14 protein-coding genes are annotated in these 16,930 nt (G+C 46.6%); 9 read left to right on the top strand and 5 right to left on the bottom strand.

Going from position 1 to position 16,930, the window contains the following annotated elements:
• Window positions 1-261: 261 nt before the first annotated feature.
• From QUA10_RS16120 to QUA10_RS16105, 4 genes are all read left to right on the top strand, one after another.
• Complete coding sequence (locus QUA10_RS16120) at window positions 262-471, top strand: hypothetical protein (protein ID WP_333085411.1); 210 nt, start codon at window positions 262-264, stop codon at window positions 469-471.
• Window positions 472-492: 21 nt separating this feature from the next.
• The gene (locus QUA10_RS16115) at window positions 493-5,592 is read left to right on the top strand and encodes a PAS domain-containing protein (RefSeq protein WP_333085412.1); all 5,100 of its coding nucleotides are present in this window, start codon (window positions 493-495) and stop codon (window positions 5,590-5,592) included.
• A gap of 264 nt (window positions 5,593-5,856) precedes the next feature.
• Window positions 5,857-6,315, top strand: coding sequence for a 50S ribosomal protein L9 (rplI, locus tag QUA10_RS16110; protein WP_006634794.1), 459 nt, complete (start codon window positions 5,857-5,859; stop codon window positions 6,313-6,315).
• Window positions 6,316-6,482: 167 nt separating this feature from the next.
• A complete protein-coding gene (locus QUA10_RS16105) occupies window positions 6,483-9,098 on the top strand; it encodes a replicative DNA helicase (protein ID WP_333085413.1) in 2,616 nt (871 codons plus the stop codon).
• A gap of 92 nt (window positions 9,099-9,190) precedes the next feature.
• On the opposite strand, the gene QUA10_RS16100 is transcribed toward QUA10_RS16105, so the two are convergent.
• From QUA10_RS16100 to QUA10_RS16090, 3 genes are all read right to left on the bottom strand, one after another.
• On the bottom strand, window positions 9,191-9,778 hold the full coding sequence (locus tag QUA10_RS16100) for an FKBP-type peptidyl-prolyl cis-trans isomerase (RefSeq protein ID WP_333085414.1): 588 nt from the start codon (window positions 9,776-9,778) through the stop codon (window positions 9,191-9,193).
• A gap of 280 nt (window positions 9,779-10,058) precedes the next feature.
• On the bottom strand, window positions 10,059-10,385 hold the full coding sequence (locus QUA10_RS16095) for a phasin family protein (RefSeq protein WP_333053835.1): 327 nt from the start codon (window positions 10,383-10,385) through the stop codon (window positions 10,059-10,061).
• Window positions 10,386-10,484: 99 nt separating this feature from the next.
• Window positions 10,485-10,691, bottom strand: coding sequence for a hypothetical protein (locus QUA10_RS16090; RefSeq protein ID WP_333085421.1), 207 nt, complete (start codon window positions 10,689-10,691; stop codon window positions 10,485-10,487).
• On the opposite strand from QUA10_RS16090, the gene QUA10_RS16085 reads away from it, so the two are divergent.
• The 4 genes from QUA10_RS16085 (at window position 10,602) to QUA10_RS16070 (ending at window position 13,402) form a co-directional block, all read left to right on the top strand.
• Window positions 10,602-10,958 carry a zinc ribbon domain-containing protein gene (locus tag QUA10_RS16085; protein ID WP_333085415.1) on the top strand — a complete coding sequence of 119 codons (357 nt, stop codon included), beginning with the start codon at window positions 10,602-10,604 and terminating at the stop codon, window positions 10,956-10,958. The two genes, QUA10_RS16090 and QUA10_RS16085, sit on opposite strands and share 90 nt — an antisense overlap.
• Before the next feature lie 72 nt (window positions 10,959-11,030).
• Window positions 11,031-11,996: a BadF/BadG/BcrA/BcrD ATPase family protein gene (locus tag QUA10_RS16080; protein WP_333085416.1), complete on the top strand. Its 966-nt coding sequence runs from the start codon at window positions 11,031-11,033 to the stop codon at window positions 11,994-11,996.
• 244 nt (window positions 11,997-12,240) lie between these two features.
• On the top strand, window positions 12,241-12,897 hold the full coding sequence (locus QUA10_RS16075) for a hypothetical protein (RefSeq protein WP_333085417.1): 657 nt from the start codon (window positions 12,241-12,243) through the stop codon (window positions 12,895-12,897).
• Between the two features lie 103 nt (window positions 12,898-13,000).
• A complete protein-coding gene (locus QUA10_RS16070; RefSeq protein WP_333085418.1) occupies window positions 13,001-13,402 on the top strand; it encodes an MgtC/SapB family protein in 402 nt (133 codons plus the stop codon).
• Between the two features lie 570 nt (window positions 13,403-13,972).
• Here QUA10_RS16070 and QUA10_RS16065 read toward each other — a convergent pair.
• Both QUA10_RS16065 and QUA10_RS16060 read right to left on the bottom strand, forming a co-directional pair.
• Window positions 13,973-14,185, bottom strand: a complete 213-nt coding sequence (locus tag QUA10_RS16065) for a hypothetical protein (protein ID WP_333085419.1) — start codon at window positions 14,183-14,185, stop codon at window positions 13,973-13,975.
• A 50-nt stretch (window positions 14,186-14,235) separates the two neighbouring features.
• The gene (locus QUA10_RS16060; protein ID WP_242723336.1) at window positions 14,236-14,466 is read right to left on the bottom strand and encodes a hypothetical protein; all 231 of its coding nucleotides are present in this window, start codon (window positions 14,464-14,466) and stop codon (window positions 14,236-14,238) included.
• 374 nt (window positions 14,467-14,840) lie between these two features.
• Between QUA10_RS16060 and QUA10_RS16055 the strand changes: the two genes are divergently transcribed.
• Window positions 14,841-16,589: a hypothetical protein gene (locus QUA10_RS16055; protein ID WP_333085420.1), complete on the top strand. Its 1,749-nt coding sequence runs from the start codon at window positions 14,841-14,843 to the stop codon at window positions 16,587-16,589.
• Window positions 16,590-16,930 lie beyond the last annotated feature (341 nt).

The following is a 16,930-nucleotide window of genomic DNA, read 5'->3' as shown; positions in this document are numbered from 1 at the left end:
TTTCCGGTTAGATTTACACCAAGAAACGGGGTTTCTAAGTAGGTAGGCGCAAATAAAGTTTACTATGTAACAGAATGTAAGGCGGGCAGAACAAGAGCGATTGCTTAGTTTCACTCGCTGCGAGAGAGGGGTTATGTACTTTCAAGCTTCATCTACTTATTTATCTGTGTGCAAGTGCCATCTGTTCGCACCCGAAAACGAGTACCAGCCATGGGTAATATGCAGCAACCCGAAAAATAATGAGAGGGACTGACCTAGCATTTGAAACAGCCAGAAAATTCCCCGTCGCCTGTGCTGAATCCCGCAACTGGTTCAGACGTGGGACTCTACGATAAAATAAATTGTCTAGATATCGATATTACCGCAGAACGATCGACATCCATCTTAGGTTTGAAGTGTCACCCTGCTCAAGTCAAAAGTTCCTCTGGTTATTTCCCTATTATTGAACGCGATTTGCTTTGCCAAAAGTAAAATGAGCGTTGTTAGAAACCGATGCAAAACCCACGCAATACTGAACCCCAAGCAAAAATCGACCCCTCTGTTTCAACGGATTCTAACAAAGCGTTCTACCCAGTCGCGCCTTTGCCCACAGATGTCGGGATGGTTCTGCAATTGGCAGATGGTAGCATTCACGGGTGCAATTCTCACGCCCAGGAGCTGTTGGGGATGACAGCAGAACAGATGCTCTTATGCACTTCAATCAACAGTCGCTGGCAGACTCTGCGTGAAGATGGCTCGGATTTTCCTGGTGAAACACATCCGGCGATGGTGGCGCTGCAAACCGGGCAACCATGCTCAAATGTCATCATGGGCTTTTATCGGCCACAGGGAGAATTGATTTGGTTGACGCTCAATTCTCAACCTTTATTTCAGGGAGATCGATCGACTCCCTATGCGGTAGTTACAACCTTCACGGAGATCGCTCAACCTCAGCCCGAACCAGTCTGTAACGCGCCCGCGCCACAACTGTCAGACACCCTCGAAAGTATTTCGGACGGGTTCTTTGCTTTGGATCGAGACTGGCGATTTACCTACCTCAATTCGCAAGCAGCGCGGTGGCTAAATCGACCCTCGAAAGATTTGATTGGCAACAGCATTTGGGAAGAGTTTCCCGAAGCTGTGGGCAGTTTGTTTGAACAGGAATATCGCCACGCCGCCACCTTCCAAGTTACCGTTAGTTTTGAATCTTTTTATCCGCCACTCAATGCTTGGTATGCGGTACGAGCCTATCCGATCCCATCGGGGCTGGCCGTTTATTTTCAAGATGTGACCGAGGAGAAAGCGCCTCAGGCTATTTTTATTCAACAAGCGCAAACGGCACACCAGCAACTAGCAGAAATTGAGGCGATTTATGCTAGTGCGCCGATCGGACTTTGCTTCCTCGATACTGAGTTGCGCTTTGTCCGCATCAACGATTGGCTAGCAGAAATTAACGGAGTGCCAGCCGCTGCTCATATCGGCAAAACATTGCGCGAAATCTTGCCAGAAATGGCAGATGATTTAGAGCCACTTTACCGAAAAGTTATTGAAACTAAAGTTCCACTCAAACAGCTCGAAATTCGCAGGACGAACTCAGCACAGCCGGGAGTCGAACAGGATTGGCTATTGAGTCTTTATCCCCTGAAAGCCGAGGACGAGCGCGTCCTGGGAGTGAATGTGACGGTGCATGAAATTACCGATCGCAAAGCTACCAAAAAAGAAATTGAACGGCTCAACCAAGAATTAGAGCGACGAGTCAATGAACTCGAATCGATACTTGATGCTGTACCCGTCGGTATTACGATCGCAGACGACCCACAGTGTAAAGTAATTCGCGCTAATCGGTTTGCCCTGTCGATGTTGCAAGTGCCGGCCGATACCAATGTTTCGGGAACCGGAGAGCAAGCGGCAGTCCTTCCGTTTAGGCGACTCCGCAACGGAGAAGAAATTCCGGGAGAACAACTCCCCATGCAACTGGCCGTGGCTTCCGGCGTCCCAGTGCGAGATATGGAAATTCAAATGGTGCGCGAGGACGGAGTGGCCTTTGATTGGTTGGTGAATGCGGTGCCGTTATTTGACGAACAAGGCGCAGTTCGTGGCTGTGTGGCAGCCTTTATGGATATTAGCGAGCGCAAACAAGCTATTGCTGCTTTGCGCCGTTCCGAGGAACGCTATCGCACTTTGTTTGAGTCCCTAGACGAAGGTTTTTGCGTCATCGAAATGCTGTTTGACGCCAACGAAAAGCCGATCGATTACCGCTTTTTGGAAGTCAATCCGGCCTTCTTGAAACAAACCGGACTCGAACAACCTGCGGGTAAAACGGCGCGGCAGCTCGTTCCGGCTCTCGAAGATTATTGGTTTGAGATGTACGGCAAAGTCGCGCTGACGGGGGAGTCCTTGCGCTTCGAGCACGGCTCGGAAGTCATGAACCGCTGGTTCGAGGTTTTGGCGTTCCGCACTCCTGAGCCACACAGCCGAAAAGTCGCCTTACTTTTCAAAGAAATCAGCGATCGCAAACAGTCGGAGAATCGGCTGCGGCAACAGGAAGAACAACTGCGGCTGTTCGTTAAACATTCGCCTGCGGGGGTGGCGATGTTTGACCGCCAGATGCGGTATATGCTGGTGAGCGACCGCTGGCTATCAAGTTACGGGCTCGGCGATCGAAACATTGTGGGTCGATCACACTACGACATCTTTCCCAATTTGCCCGATCGTTTCAAACAAATCCACCAACGCTGTCTGGCGGGATCAGTCGAAATCTGCAAAGAAGATCAGTTTCCCCGCCCTGATGGCTCGATCGACTGGGTGCAGTGGGAAATTCACCCTTGGCGAACCAACACCAATGAGATTGGCGGCATCCTGATTTTTTGCGAAATCATCACCGAGCGCAAAAACGCTGAAATCGCGGTGCAAGCGACCTCCCAGCAAATCAGCAATATTCTAGAAAGTATTACCGATGCCTTTATGGCGATCGATGCACAATGGCGCTATACCTACGTTAATGCCACAGCAGAAAAACTGCTTTCTCGATCCAGAAACGACTTACTAGGTCGATCAATCTGGGAGGTATTCCCTGCCGAGAAAGAATCCAATTCAAGGGCATATCAAGAATTTCATCGAGTTGTTTCCGAACAAGTTTCTGTCAAGTTTGAAGAGTTCTCGCCTTCGCTCCAGATCTATATAGAAGTGAGCGCCTATCCTGCAGCCGAAGGACTTACCGTTTATTGGAGCGATATTAGCGATCGCAAACGCACTGAAGAAGAACTGCGCCAAAAGAATGCGATTTTGAACGTAATTAACGAGTCAGCCCCCACGCCAATTTTTGTCAAAAATCGAGAAGGACAGATTATTTATGCAAATCCAGCCACGCTGGAAATAATGGGCAAATCTGCTTCTGAAGTAATTGGTGGTCGCGATATCGATTTATACCCAGTAACAGAACTTGCAGTCACAGTCACGGAAAACGATCGGCGCATTATGGAGTCTGGACAAACAGAAGTCCTCGAAGAATCTCACGATGGCATTCGGACATTTCTGGTAATGAAAGCTCCATACCGCAATCAAGCGGGAGAAGTCATCGGCCTGATTGGCATCTCTAGCGAAATCACAAATCGCAAACGAGCAGAAGTCGCCATGCAAGAACAAACTAAGTTACTGCAAGTCATCATTGACAGCATTGGCGATGGTTTAATTTTGGCAAATCAACAAGGGGAGTTTGTGTTGTTTAACCAAGCCGCAGTGGGGGTATTCGGTCAGCTATCGAATGAAAAATCTTGTGAGGAATGGTCGAGCACTTACGGACTATTTTTGGCAGATAAAAAAACCCTCTTCCCCGCCGCTGAACTACCTCTAGTCCGAGCAATCAAAGGTGAATATGTCAATGATGTAGAGGTATTTGTGCGCCGCGAAGATTCCGAAGGTCGCTGGATCAGTATCAGCGGTTATCCAGTAGTTGATACTAGCAACGAAATCAAAGGCGGAGTGATTGTCTGTCGGGATATCACAGAACGCAAACAAGCAGAAGCAGCGCTGCAAGAAAGCGAAGAACGATTCCGCACTATGGCTAACAACGCTCCTTTTATGGTCTGGGTAACAGACTCCACAGGCTATTGCACTTTCTTGAGCGAAACCTGGTATGAATTCACAGGTCAAACTGAGGAAACAGGTTTGGGATTGGGTTGGATAAACGCGCTGCATCCAGAAGACCGAGAACAGGTAAAGAAGGCATTTTTGACCGCCAAGGAACGCCAGGAACGGTACAGCGTGGAATATCGCGTCGGGCGCAAGGATGGCGGATATTCTTGGGCGATAGATGCTGCAGCTCCCAGATTTTCCGAAAGCGGACAATTTGAGGGTTATATCGGCTCTGTAATCGACATTACAGAACGCAAACAAGTGGAAACCGAGCGTGATATAGTTCTCCAATTAGAACAAACTGCCCGCACGGAAGCCGAGCGAGCTAACCGCATTAAAGACGAGTTTCTGGCTGTGCTTTCTCACGAGTTGCGATCGCCCCTGAATCCGATTTTAGGCTGGTCGCAACTTCTCGTCGGTGGCAAACTGAACGCGAGTCAAAGTGCCAAGGCTTTTGAGACGATCGAGCGCAACGCCAGACTGCAATCTCAATTAATCGAAGATTTGCTTGACGTGTCTCGGATTCTGCAAGGAAAACTCAGATTGAATGTTGCTCCGATGAATCTGGCAACCATTATTCCGTCTGCTGTGGAAACCGTGCAATTAGCAGCCGAAGCTAAAAAAATTCAAATTCAAACAATTTTAAATCCCGATGTCGGGCAAGTTCTCGGCGATACAAGTCGCTTGCAACAAATTGTGTGGAATTTGTTATCAAATGCTGTGAAATTTACGCCCGAAGGCGGTCGAGTAGAAGTTCGATTAGTGCAAATCGCACGCCAAGCTCAAATTCAAGTCATAGACACTGGTAAAGGCATTCTTCCTGATTTCTTGCCTTATGTTTTTGACCATTTCCGACAAGAAGACGGCGCAACAACTCGCAAATTTGGCGGCTTGGGATTGGGATTGGCGATCGTTCGCCAACTGATCGAACTTCACGGCGGAACGGTGTTTGCAGAAAGCGCAGGAGAAGGTCAAGGAGCGACGTTTACGGTGAGATTACCGCTATTAAATGATGATTCTAGAAGGCAGGAGGACGAAGAATGTCATGGGGCTGCTTGTCCCGATATGTCATCCTTGCCGCTAGCTGGGTTGAGAATTTTGGTGGTAGATGATGAACTCGACTCGCGAGATTTTGTCGCTTTTGTGCTTGAGGAAGCGGGTGCAGAGGTGATTTCTCTGTCATCTGCTGCTGAGGCGCTAGAGTCGATAGAACAAACTGCACCGGATTTGCTCGTCAGCGACATTGGAATGCCCCAGATGGACGGGTATATGTTGATAAATCGCATCCGCACTCAGCTTGCGCCTGAGTATCGGCAGTTGTTGGCGATCGCCTTAACCGCCTATGCTGGAGAAGGGAACGAGCGTCAAGTTTTACAAGCCGGATTTGATCAACACTTAGCCAAGCCGATCAATTCGACCCAGTTAGTTACTACTGTAGCGCGATCGATCGTCGCCCAGCGCCTTGAAAATAAACCCTGAGTTCTCGGTAAGACATTGCACTGTAGTTGATTTGGCTCATTACAGCACCCCCGTTTTGCGTAATTTCAAACTGAATTTGCCCGTTAAAAATATTATCCCTGTTTCTTCCCTCGAACCTGGAATCTCGAACCTCGAATCTCAAATCCGTTACATCCGTTACATCCGTTACATCCGCTACCAAATCCGTTGCCGAACTTCCTTGCGATCGCCCCTCAAACTTCGCTATTATAAAAAGTTGCAGTTAAAACCCCACAATCCACGATCATGGCCAAGCGCGTCCAATTAGTTTTAAATAAAGATGTCAGCAAACTCGGCAAAGCTGGCGACGTAGTAGAAGTAGCCCCAGGCTACGCCCGCAACTACCTAGTACCCCAAGGAATGGGATTTAGAGCCACTCCCGGCATTCTCAAGCAAGCAGAGCGCCGCCGTGAAGAAGAAAGACTGCGCCAGCTAGAGCTCAAGCAGCAAGCTGAAGTCCGCAAAACCGCCCTCCAATCGGCTGGGCCTTTCATCATCTCCAAGCAAGTTGGCGAAGCAGACGCGATTTTTGGTACTGTTACCAACCAAGAAGTAGCAGAACTGATTTTCAACTCTACCAGTCAAGAAGTCGATCGGCGCGGCATCACCCTACCCGAAATTCGCCAAACTGGTACATACAAAGCTGAAATCAAACTACACGCAGAAGTTACCGCCGAAGTTGATATTCAAGTTGTTCCGATGTAATTAAGAGTTATCAGTCGTCAGTCATCAGTCATTAGTTGTTAGTCATTAGTCATTAGCTAACAACTAAGCACTGCTAACTTGCGAAGTGAGTAACGCCTTCCTGACAGATTGAGAACAGACGACTAATAACTGGCAAGTAATAACTAATGACTGAGAAATATTGACTAATGAGCGATTTGATGCCGACAAATATAGAGGCAGAAGAAGCAATTTTGGGCGGGATTTTAATTGACCCCGAAGCTATTTCCCGAATTGCCGAACTGCTGCGACCGGAGTTTTTTGCCATCACCGCTCATCAAGTCATTTATCGATCGGCATTAGGGCTATTTTTACAGGGTCAACCTACCGATTTAATGACGGTAACAACGGCGCTAACTGACCGCAACCAGTTAGAGCAAGTAGGAGGACTAACTAAATTAGCACAATTAGTCGATCGCACAGTTTCCGCAGTCAACATCGACCAATATGCAGTTTTAGTTGAAGACAAATATCAGCGCCGCAAATTAATCGAAGCTGGCAACAACATAGTACAACTAGGTTACGAGACGGCAACACCACTAGAAACAGTCTTAGACCGCGCCGAACAAGAAATTTTCAGCATAACTCAAGAACGTCCGCAACAAGATTTAGTATCGATCGGCGAAACACTAAACCAAACATTTCAAGACCTAGAAAATCGCAATGAAGGCCTGACACTTCCCGGTATTCCCTGCGGTTTCTATGACTTAGATGCTATGACAGGAGGCTTTCAGCGATCGGATTTAATCATCGTTGCTGCTAGACCGGCGATGGGCAAAACGGCTTTTTGTACCAATATCGCCCACCACATCGCCGCCGGACAGCAGAAATTGCCAGTTGCCGTTTTCAGCTTAGAAATGTCGAAAGAACAGCTAGTGCAGCGTATCCTGTCCAGCGAAGCCAAAATAGAAAGTAACAGGTTGCGATCGGGTAGAATCAGTCAAAACGAATGGGAACCCATCAGTACAGCCATTGGCAATTTATCAGAACTGCCACTATTTATTGACGATACTCCCAATATTACCGTCACAGAAATACGATCGAAAGTCCGCCGCCTCCAAGCAGAACAAGGCGGAACCCTAGGATTAGTTTTGCTAGATTACCTGCAATTAATGGAAGGTACCAGCGACAACCGCGTCCAAGAATTATCTCGAATTACCAGAAGTCTTAAAGGTTTAGCCCGCGAACTCAACGTGCCGATTATTGCCTTATCTCAGTTGAGTCGGGGTGTGGAAGCGAGGACAAACAAGCGACCGATGATGTCAGATTTGAGAGAAAGTGGATGTCTTGGTGGCGATAGTTTAGTTACCCTGGCGGATAGTGGATTAGAAGTCCCGATCCGTGATTTAGTCGGCAAATCTGGCTTTGCTGTTTGGGGATTAAATTCAGATACCCTGAAACAGGAGAAAGCGATGGTGACTAATGCTTTTTGTACGGGAGTCAAGCCCGTGTGGGAGATGACGACTTGCTTGGGAAATTCGATTATAGCAACAGGCAATCATAAGTTCTTTACATCAGATGGTTGGAAGCGTTTAGATGAATTAAAAATAGGCGATCGAATTGCTACACCTCGCTCAATTCCTTGTACTGAAGTGCAGACGATGGGTAATGCTGAATTAGCTTTACTAGGACATTTAATTGGTGATGGTTGTACTTTACCCCGACATACCATTCAGTACACGACGCGAGAATTAGATTTAGCTGAATTAGTTGCACATTTGGCTAGAGAAGTATTTGGTGATAAAATTAATCCCCGCATTAAACAGGAACACGATTGGTATCAAGTTTATCTCCCCGCTAGTTATAGTCTCGCTCCCAATATCAAAAATCAGATTACTAAATGGCTCGAACAATTAGAAATATTTGGTTTACGTTCCTATGAAAAATTTATTCCCAGTTTAGTATTTACCCAACCGCAAGAATCGATCGCTCTTTTCCTTCGACACCTATGGGCCACGGATGGTTGTATTCGCACGAGTAAAGACAATTCCCACTATCCCAGTGTTTACTATGGATCTAGTAGCGAAAAACTAGCGCGGGGAGTTCGATCGTTATTATTAAAATTAAATATTAATGCGTCTTTGAAATCCGTTTTCCAAGAAAATAAAGGACGAACTCAATATCAAGTATGGGTAGGTGGGAAGCCAAATCTAGAAAAATTTGTACATCGGATTGGTGCGGTTGGCAATTATAAACAAGAAAGTTTAGCGGCGGTCAAAATATCTCTAGAAAATTCTGGACGGGCTAATACCAACCGAGATTTAATTCCCAACCAAGTTTGGCGAACCCAAGTTAATATGGCCAGAGAACGTTTGGGTTTAACAACTAAACAAATTCAAGCCGGTTTGGGCGTGCGCTATTGTGGCGACAGTTCCTATCAATGTGATATCAGTAGAGAACGAGCTATGCAGTTAGCTACTCTTCTAGAATCTGAAGAAATCCTGAAAATTGCTGTTAGCGATATCTATTGGGATAAAATAAAAAAAATTGATTTCATCGGCGAAGAAATGGTTTACGATCTAACGGTAGAGAAAGTTGAAAACTTTGTTACACAAGGATTGTACGCTCATAATAGTATCGAGCAAGACGCGGATTTAGTAATTATGCTCTACCGCGATGAATACTATAACCCTGATTCGCCCGATCGCGGAATTGCAGAAGTAATTATTACCAAACACAGAAACGGGCCCACAGGAATCATCAAACTATTATTTGACGCCCAATATACCTGCTTTCGCAATCTCGCATCTCCGAAGCGATCGTAAATCAACCAGAACATACACAGAAACCCGGTTTCTTAAAAAAAACCGGGTTTCTAAACACCGTAAAAGTTTTACGTTGAATTAGATTGAGCTACCTAGCCAGCGATTCTCAACAATTCCACATCAAAAATCAGCGTAGCATTAGGAGGAATCACCCCGCCCGCACCGCGAGCACCGTAACCGAGTTCAGGGGGAATAATCAACTGGCGGCGGTCTCCAACTTTCATCGTACCGACACCTTCATCCCAACCCTTAATTACTTGACCCACGCCAATGTTGAACTCAAAAGGAGAATTGCGATCGCGCGAACTGTCAAACTTCGTGCCATCCTCCAAAGTTCCAGTGTAGTGCACCACCACCTTCTGCCCGGTTTTTGGAGTCGCCCCATTACCCTCTTTTAATTCAACATATTTCAGACCGGAATCTGTGGTGACAGTTTTCTCAGTATTATCAGTCATGTCATTGCCAGCGATAGTAGCTGGTACCTCTGGTAAAGTAGCATCAGCTACTAGCAAGCTATTTTCATTCAAAGACTGCGCTGACAACTCCTCAATAGCAGTCTCGGGTAAAAGATTGTTCAATTCGGCTGCAACTGCTTGGGACCCAGAACCGCCCATTTGAGCGACTATCAAAAACAAAAAGCAAACCAGCATTACTCCCAAGCTGACTAGAACTCCTCGCAAAATTAATCCTCCTAATACTTTTAACCGCGATATCTCAGATATCTAAGACATCTAGTACAACAAGAACTACCAAATTTTATCTGAACTTTTCCACCAAACAACGGCAGGTACCAGATAATTTTCCAGGCCAAAGTATGAAGTCAAAATGTTTGTTATTCTACATAAATGGCTTCTACATAAGTGCCTTTTTTTAGCCTTCTGCCTTCGGGTGACAATCTTATCACAAGATAGCAGCGAACTTCTCCCGGGCGTTAGCGAAGCTTGCAGAAGAGGATCGAACTCAGCGCCAGTTACGGTTTTCTAAATCCCGCATCTGACGTTCCAAACGATCGAGCCTTCCCCGCAACTCATCCATTTCGGACTGTCGGGGAACTCCCATATCTTGCAGCATATTCCGTAGTTGCCGCTGCAACTGCGTCTCCCAATTGCCCTGTTCAGACTTGATATGCTCCGTCATGTCATCGACAAAGGTTTTGGCTTGCTCAGGATTGATTTTGCCATCTTTGACCCATTGCTCGCTTACTTCCTGCAATTTCTCTGCCACCAGGGAGGTAGTACCAATGCCCAGCATTACCAGTTGTTTGAGTAAGTTGCTATTGTTATCCATAGATTTTTCCTAATGTTTGCCCTTTCATACCCGATCGGCTCAGGTCGCCTGCTGTCGCTGCGAAACCATCTGTAAACTTAAAGTTACATCAGCGCACAACTACCTTTCTATTTTGGAGCATCCAGCCGCCTGATGGCGAGCCGATCGCGCATTCTCGGCGTTCGGAAAACCCGCTAATGAGCCTACCCACCACATTACCCCATCACCCTGCTGTCTATGCCTGATTGCCCCCGCTGTCACCAAACTGTAGACGCCCAAGCGCTCGCCTGTCCACACTGCAAAATCCCCCTCAAAGCTTTCGGTCATCCGGGTATCCCTCTTTATAGATCAAAACCCGAAGAATTTCTGTGCACTACCTGTATTTATCATGCAGACGACACTTGCAACTACCCGCAGCGTCCCTTTGCAAAAGAATGCACGCTTTATCACAATCAAGCTGAGCCGCTTGTACCACAGACGAGCCGTTACATCAGCGGCGGCTGGATGCAATCAATCAAAAATTGGTGTCAGCGCCATCTGGTTTGGTTAGCATTATTAGGTTTAATTATTATTAGCATTGCTCTGTCGATTTAATCGGATTGTACAAAGCGTAGAATAGAGATATCTCTGTTAATCTGGGTTGCTCTATTATTCTCTAAATTATTCATGAGCTACGTATTCGGCATCGACGGTGGCGGCACTAAAACTATCTGCCTTTTAATGGATGACAACCACCTTGTTTTAGGACGGGGTGAAGCAGGGCCGTCAAATTATCAAACCCTGGGAATTGAGACAGCAAAACAATCCATCCAATTGGCGATCGAACGAGCAGTTCTGTCCGCTAAAATCGAGACGAATAGCAATCTCAACATAGAAGCAATTGGTCTGGGACTAGCAGGAGTTGGGCGTCCCAAAGATCGTGAAATAGTGCAATTTGTAGTGCAGAACTTGCAGTTGACGAATACTTTACCAGTAACCAGATCGTTCCTGCCCAGGAATATCGTAATTTGCAGCGACTGCGCGATCGCACTTGCTGGCGGTACAGGTCATCCAGTGGGTATCGCCGTTATTTCAGGAACCGGTTCCATTGTTTTCGGGCAAAATCGTCAAGGGAAAACTAAACGAGTCGGCGGTTGGGGATATATTTTAGGCGATGAAGGCAGCGGATATAACATCGCCCTTCAGGGTTTGCAAGCTGCTTTGAAGTTCTATGACGGACGCGAAGACTTTACCACGCTTGCGGAAAAACTTCAAACGCATTTAGGCCTCAATAACCTAGAAGAATTAGTAGAAGTTGTTTACGGGCGCGGTTGGGGAGTCAAAGAAATTGCAGCTTTAGCGCCGATTGTCGATCGAGCCGCAGCAGAGGGCGATCGAGTCGCTGACAGCATTATCAATAATGCTGTAGCAGAATTAACCTATTCAACCAAAATAGCCATTTCAGCGCTATTTAACCAAACAGAAGAATTTGAAATTGTGATTGTAGGAGGTGTGTGGGGTGGAGAGGCAAATTGCCGAGGTCGGTTTGAAGCAGCCATAAGTGCGATCGCCCCAAAAGCTCAGGTTATTTCGCCCCGATACGAACCAGCTTTCGGTGCTGGATTATTAGCCTTAAACGCTCTCAACAATTAATTGTTGACTGTTGACTGTTGATTGTTGACTGTTGACTATCTTCCTTATCTTCCCGATCGCCCCTGTCTTGCGGATTTTCTCAATTTTTCCAAATTTTCAACTTCTGGATTATCAACCTTATCTTCCCAACTGGTAGAATTCCAGCCTGCCATAATCAAAACATCAGATGAATGCGAAACAAGAAACAAATTTAGCAGTAGTGCGTTCCTAAGTAAACAAAAACCGAAGCAAGGAGACAATTTATATGATTACTTCTCAAAAATGGCGTTCAGCAACAGCAGCAGTCCTCGCACTGGGCATTACCGTTGGAACCAGCGCGCCGCTGGTGGTAGCTACTCCCGCAGAAGCTCAACAACGAATTTCCCAATTTGATAGCATCCGAATTCCGTCGGGCAGTGTAATTCCAGTTAGCTATGAAAAAGACAAAATAGTTGTCACCCGCGAAGAAACTGCACCTTTAACTTTAACTGTAGCGCAAGACATCCGCACACCTCAAGGCAGAGTATTAATCCCCAGAGGCAGCCAGATAGTCGGGGCACTGCAACCTGTCAGAAGAGGCAATCAAAGTGGTACTCAATTTGTTGCCAGAGAGTTAATTATCAGCCGCCGCCAACGCTATCGGATTGACGGAAATTCAGGAATTATTACCCGAACCGAAAGAGTCCAAAAAGGTGCTGGCACAGGTTCAGTAGCCCAAGGTGCAGCCTTGGGTGCAGCAGCCGCAGCCGCACTCGCAGGCATTACCGGCGACAAAGCGATCGCGACTGAAGAAGTATTGGGAGGCGTTGGGATCGGCGCTTTAGCTGGAGTATTGTTGGGGCGGCGCAGCGTTGACGTGCTCGTGATTCGCCCGGAACAAGATTTGGCAGTGAGATTGCGATCGGACATCGTACTCCGCTAATATTGGAATCTTCGGATTAATTATTTGCAGTAAAACATTGTCGATCGCTAACTTGTGGTCTCCCGATCATTGGCTAGGCATACTGTTAAGGTTGTGCCTAGCCATGTTTGTTGGCGGAATTATTGGATGGGAGCGCCAACTCAGAAACAAACCAGCGGGATTGAGAACTCATATGCTAGTTAGCATGGGTTGTGCACTGTTTGTTTTAATGCCGCTAGCAATGGGGAAAAATGAAAACGGAGGAGATGCTGTAGCGCGGGTAATTCAAGGCATTGCTGCCGGGATTGGGTTTTTGGGAGGCGGAGAAATCCTGCGGCAAAATCACCAGGAAAGAGGTAAAGTTGAAGTTCACGGACTCACATCTGCCGCCGCTATTTGGGTGTCAGCAGCTTTAGGAACTGCTGCCGGATGCGGGTTGTGGCAACTAGCATTAATTGGCGCTTTAATGTCGCTGTTTGTTCTGAGAGTAATTAAAGAGTTAGAGCGTCGGAGTCGTAGGAAATAGTCTCAGTGATGATATAAAAGCGGGTATTATAACCCTTATTACTTTTGTAGTAACAGCGGAAGCACGAGCGAGCTTTATGAGGGTTACAGTCCTCACTACTAACTAATTTTATTGCGGTCGATGGAGGGGAAATAATATTAGCTGTTTCATGCCAACTCCAGTTAATCATTGATCATAAGCTGTCGCGCATTTAAATTATATATTCGGGGCGGGCGATAAGCCCATCCCACAAGAGTTTGATTGTTTTTTGACACATAATTTAAATGCCGCAACAGCTTACATAATTTTTCAAGCAGAATGCTCAACTGTTACGAAGCAAACACTTTGACTACACCTTGACAGGTCTAGTCATCCAAGCCTGACCTTTGACGAGTCAAGTCCTCACTCTCCACTTAAATATTCATTTTAATATTTATTTCAATTTTATTTAATTTGCTCAATATCCATTGAACCAAAATACCAATATTTTTTTATTTAATTAGTAGAGAAGTCATCCAAATAATTATAGCTTTTCCGCGTTTATTTAGGCAAAAAATTAATACTTATATTGCTAGATAATTGTATAAAAAATTAATTTCTATCCGCAAAATTTGGCATTTTTATTAATTCCAAAGACTCTTGCCTCACCCGACCAGCCATCGCAGCTAATTGCAAGCTCATAAAAGCATTCAAATCTTCCAAATCGCACTTGGCTGAGGAAAAAATCTTCTGCATTTCATTTTCGGCTTCCAAACTCAGATATCCAGCGGCAATAGCTTGTTTTACAACTTCACGAACCTGCACAGTAGAAATGTCCCTTACTAAATTTTAACGAATCAAAAGCCAACTAATTACTAACAAGAAGTTTCGGAAGCCGTCTCGCCAAAGATTTCAAACTTTTTTAGCTCGCGAGACTCTTGTTTCACTCCTCCGGACATAGCGGCTAGTTGCAAAGCCATAAAAGCATTTAAGTCTTCCAAGTCATACTGAGTGGTAGTTAACATCCGCCGCAGTTGATTTTCGGCTTCAAGGGTTAGATAGCCTAGAGCCAGAGCTTGCTGGGCGAGGTCGCGAATTAGTACCATAACACTTCGGGATTTTATTGGTTCAAGCCTAAGTATCAACTGTTTTCACAGAATCAGCAGTGACGGCTATTGCTCGATAGGTGTGACATTGTTACGGGCCACTCGTGACAGCCGGAGTCGCAGAGTGTGACTAAGTATTTGCACGGTTGTGACGGCGATCACGCGGGGGATGCCAAAGGATGAGTCGGAGAGTGGGGAGTCGGAGAGTGTCCGGGTGTATGGGTGGGGGAGTCGCAGAGTGTCCGAGTAGAGGAGTCGGAGAGGGGGAGCATTTTTCTTTTTCCCAGAGACTAATGACTGATGACTACTGCCTTCTACCTTCAGAAGACGCTCAACGTCTATAATCAGCAAGTTAAATATTTACGGCAAGACATATGGAACTAGCTCATAAAGATTTGCTACAACAAATAGCCCGACTATCGGAAACTTATGCTAATTTGGCCGATCGCCTGTTAATGGCAGCAAAACAACTGCAAGAGTCCGGCCTTCCTCCTTCTGACAGCTTGCTGCAGGAAGTAGCAGCCTACAGCCGCAACTTTGCCGCAGTCCAAAAACAAGCTCTCGAACTCAACAAATCCGCGATCGCACCGGGGGAAATTGCTTCCCTCAAAGACATTCAAAACTTAGTCGAGACTGCCGCAGCTTCTGAAGGTAAAGCAGAAATTCGTGATGCAGCATTGAAAGTGATCGATCGAGTATTGGCGATCGCCCACCGCGAACAAAGCGACTTCGCACCCTTACAATCAGTTCATGCCAAAGCCCGCGAACTGCAACGCGCGATTTCCGAATCAACCCCAACTCAACTGCATTCTGACGCAGAATCCTTAGTCAGCGGCAAACACCCAGTTTCAGCAGTGCTCGCCCTGGTGGAACAGCAAGACAAATTAGATGACGAACAGTGGGTCATTCTCGAAGAAACAGTCAGCGCCGCTTTTGGCAAACAAATAGCCGTAGCCATTTCCAGAGGCAAATTAACCATTGCTGAGATGGTAAAAGCAGCACCTGCAAAAGTCGAACCCGCATTTAAAGCAGCGCCAGAACAAAAAATCAGCGCCGAACCTTTGCCAGAAGTGATTGTCATCCCGTCAGGAAATGTGGCACCGAAACAAGTTACAGTTGCGCCACAGATCCAGATTTTGGAATCCCCCGCACCTTCTGCCCCGATGCACGAGGTAATTATTGTTCCCAGCGTGGAAGTACCTAAGTCTCTTCAGACAACCGGTTCCGGGAACATTGTTTTTGGGGCACCCCGGAATATTCAACAAGCTCCTGTAGAGGGCGGTTTGGGAATCAAAGTTTTGGTGCACATTCAGGGAATTGGCGATCGAACTTTCGGTTCTCAAGAATACGCGGGTTCTAAGGGTCAAGGGCGGCGCGTCGAAGGATTTGCGATTAATATCGATCCGCCAATTCCCGGCTTAAATGTCGAGTACATGGCTCACGTCGAAGGTGTTGGCGATACTCCTTGGCTTAGCGAAGGAGAATTAGCAGGTTTTCGGGGTCAAGCGAAACGAATTGAGGGATTTGCGGTGCGGTTGAGCGGGCCGCAAGCTGATAAGTACGACGTATTTTATAGCGCTCACATTCAGAATATCGGCGACACCGACGTGTCCTCCAACGGCGAATATTGCGGCACTCGTGGCAAAGCTTTGAGAATAGAGGGCATCAAAGTTTGGATCGCGCAGTCTGCGAGTTCCCAAACAGTGGCGCCTGTGGGTTTAAAAGTGTTGGCGCACATTCAAGGAATTGGCGATCGAACTTTTAGCGATCGAGAATATGCGGGTACTAAAGCTCAAGGCCGCCGCGTGGAAGGATTTCAAATTAAAATAGAGCCTCCCGTTGCCGGTTTAAATTTGCAGTACATGGCTCACGTTGAAGGAGTTGGCGATACTGCTTGGATCTCAGAAGGGGAGTTGGCCGGTTTCCGGGGCAAAGCCAAGCGCATTGAGGGATTTGCCGCCCGCCTGACAGGGCCGCAAGCTGATAAATACGACGTATTTTATACGGCTCACATCCAGAATGTGGGCGATACTCCTGTTACTGCTAACGGTCAATATTGCGGCACTCGTGGCAAAGGTTTGAGGGTTGAGGGAATGACGGTTTGGGTTGAGCCGAAAGCATAAAAATTGAGAATGAATGGAAAATTGGCAGTTGCATTTTTCATTCATTTAACACCGGGTTTTTTAACCAAAATATGCCATGACAGTCAGGGTATTAGGTGAAAAAATCCGGTTTATCGCCACCCAACGACAGGAATTAGAGCGCACGCTAATCTCAGAAACCGGGTTTCTGAGTGTATTTTTCGTACTCAACAGAAATTTGTCGCAGAAACCCGGTTTCTCGTCACCTGCAAAGTCTTGGCCCACGCTAATCTCACTACTATTTGTTACTGTAGTTTAGACTAACCAAAGATGAGAACGGTGGCAAAAGAAGAACTAGAGCCACCGCGCCAGGAGAGAATGAG

This window comes from Microcoleus sp. Pol8_D6, assembly GCF_036700965.1.
Taxonomy (GTDB): Bacteria; Cyanobacteriota; Cyanobacteriia; order Cyanobacteriales; family Microcoleaceae; genus Microcoleus.
Note: the sequence above shows the minus strand (reverse complement) of the source record. Positions and strands in the feature narration are given on the sequence as shown.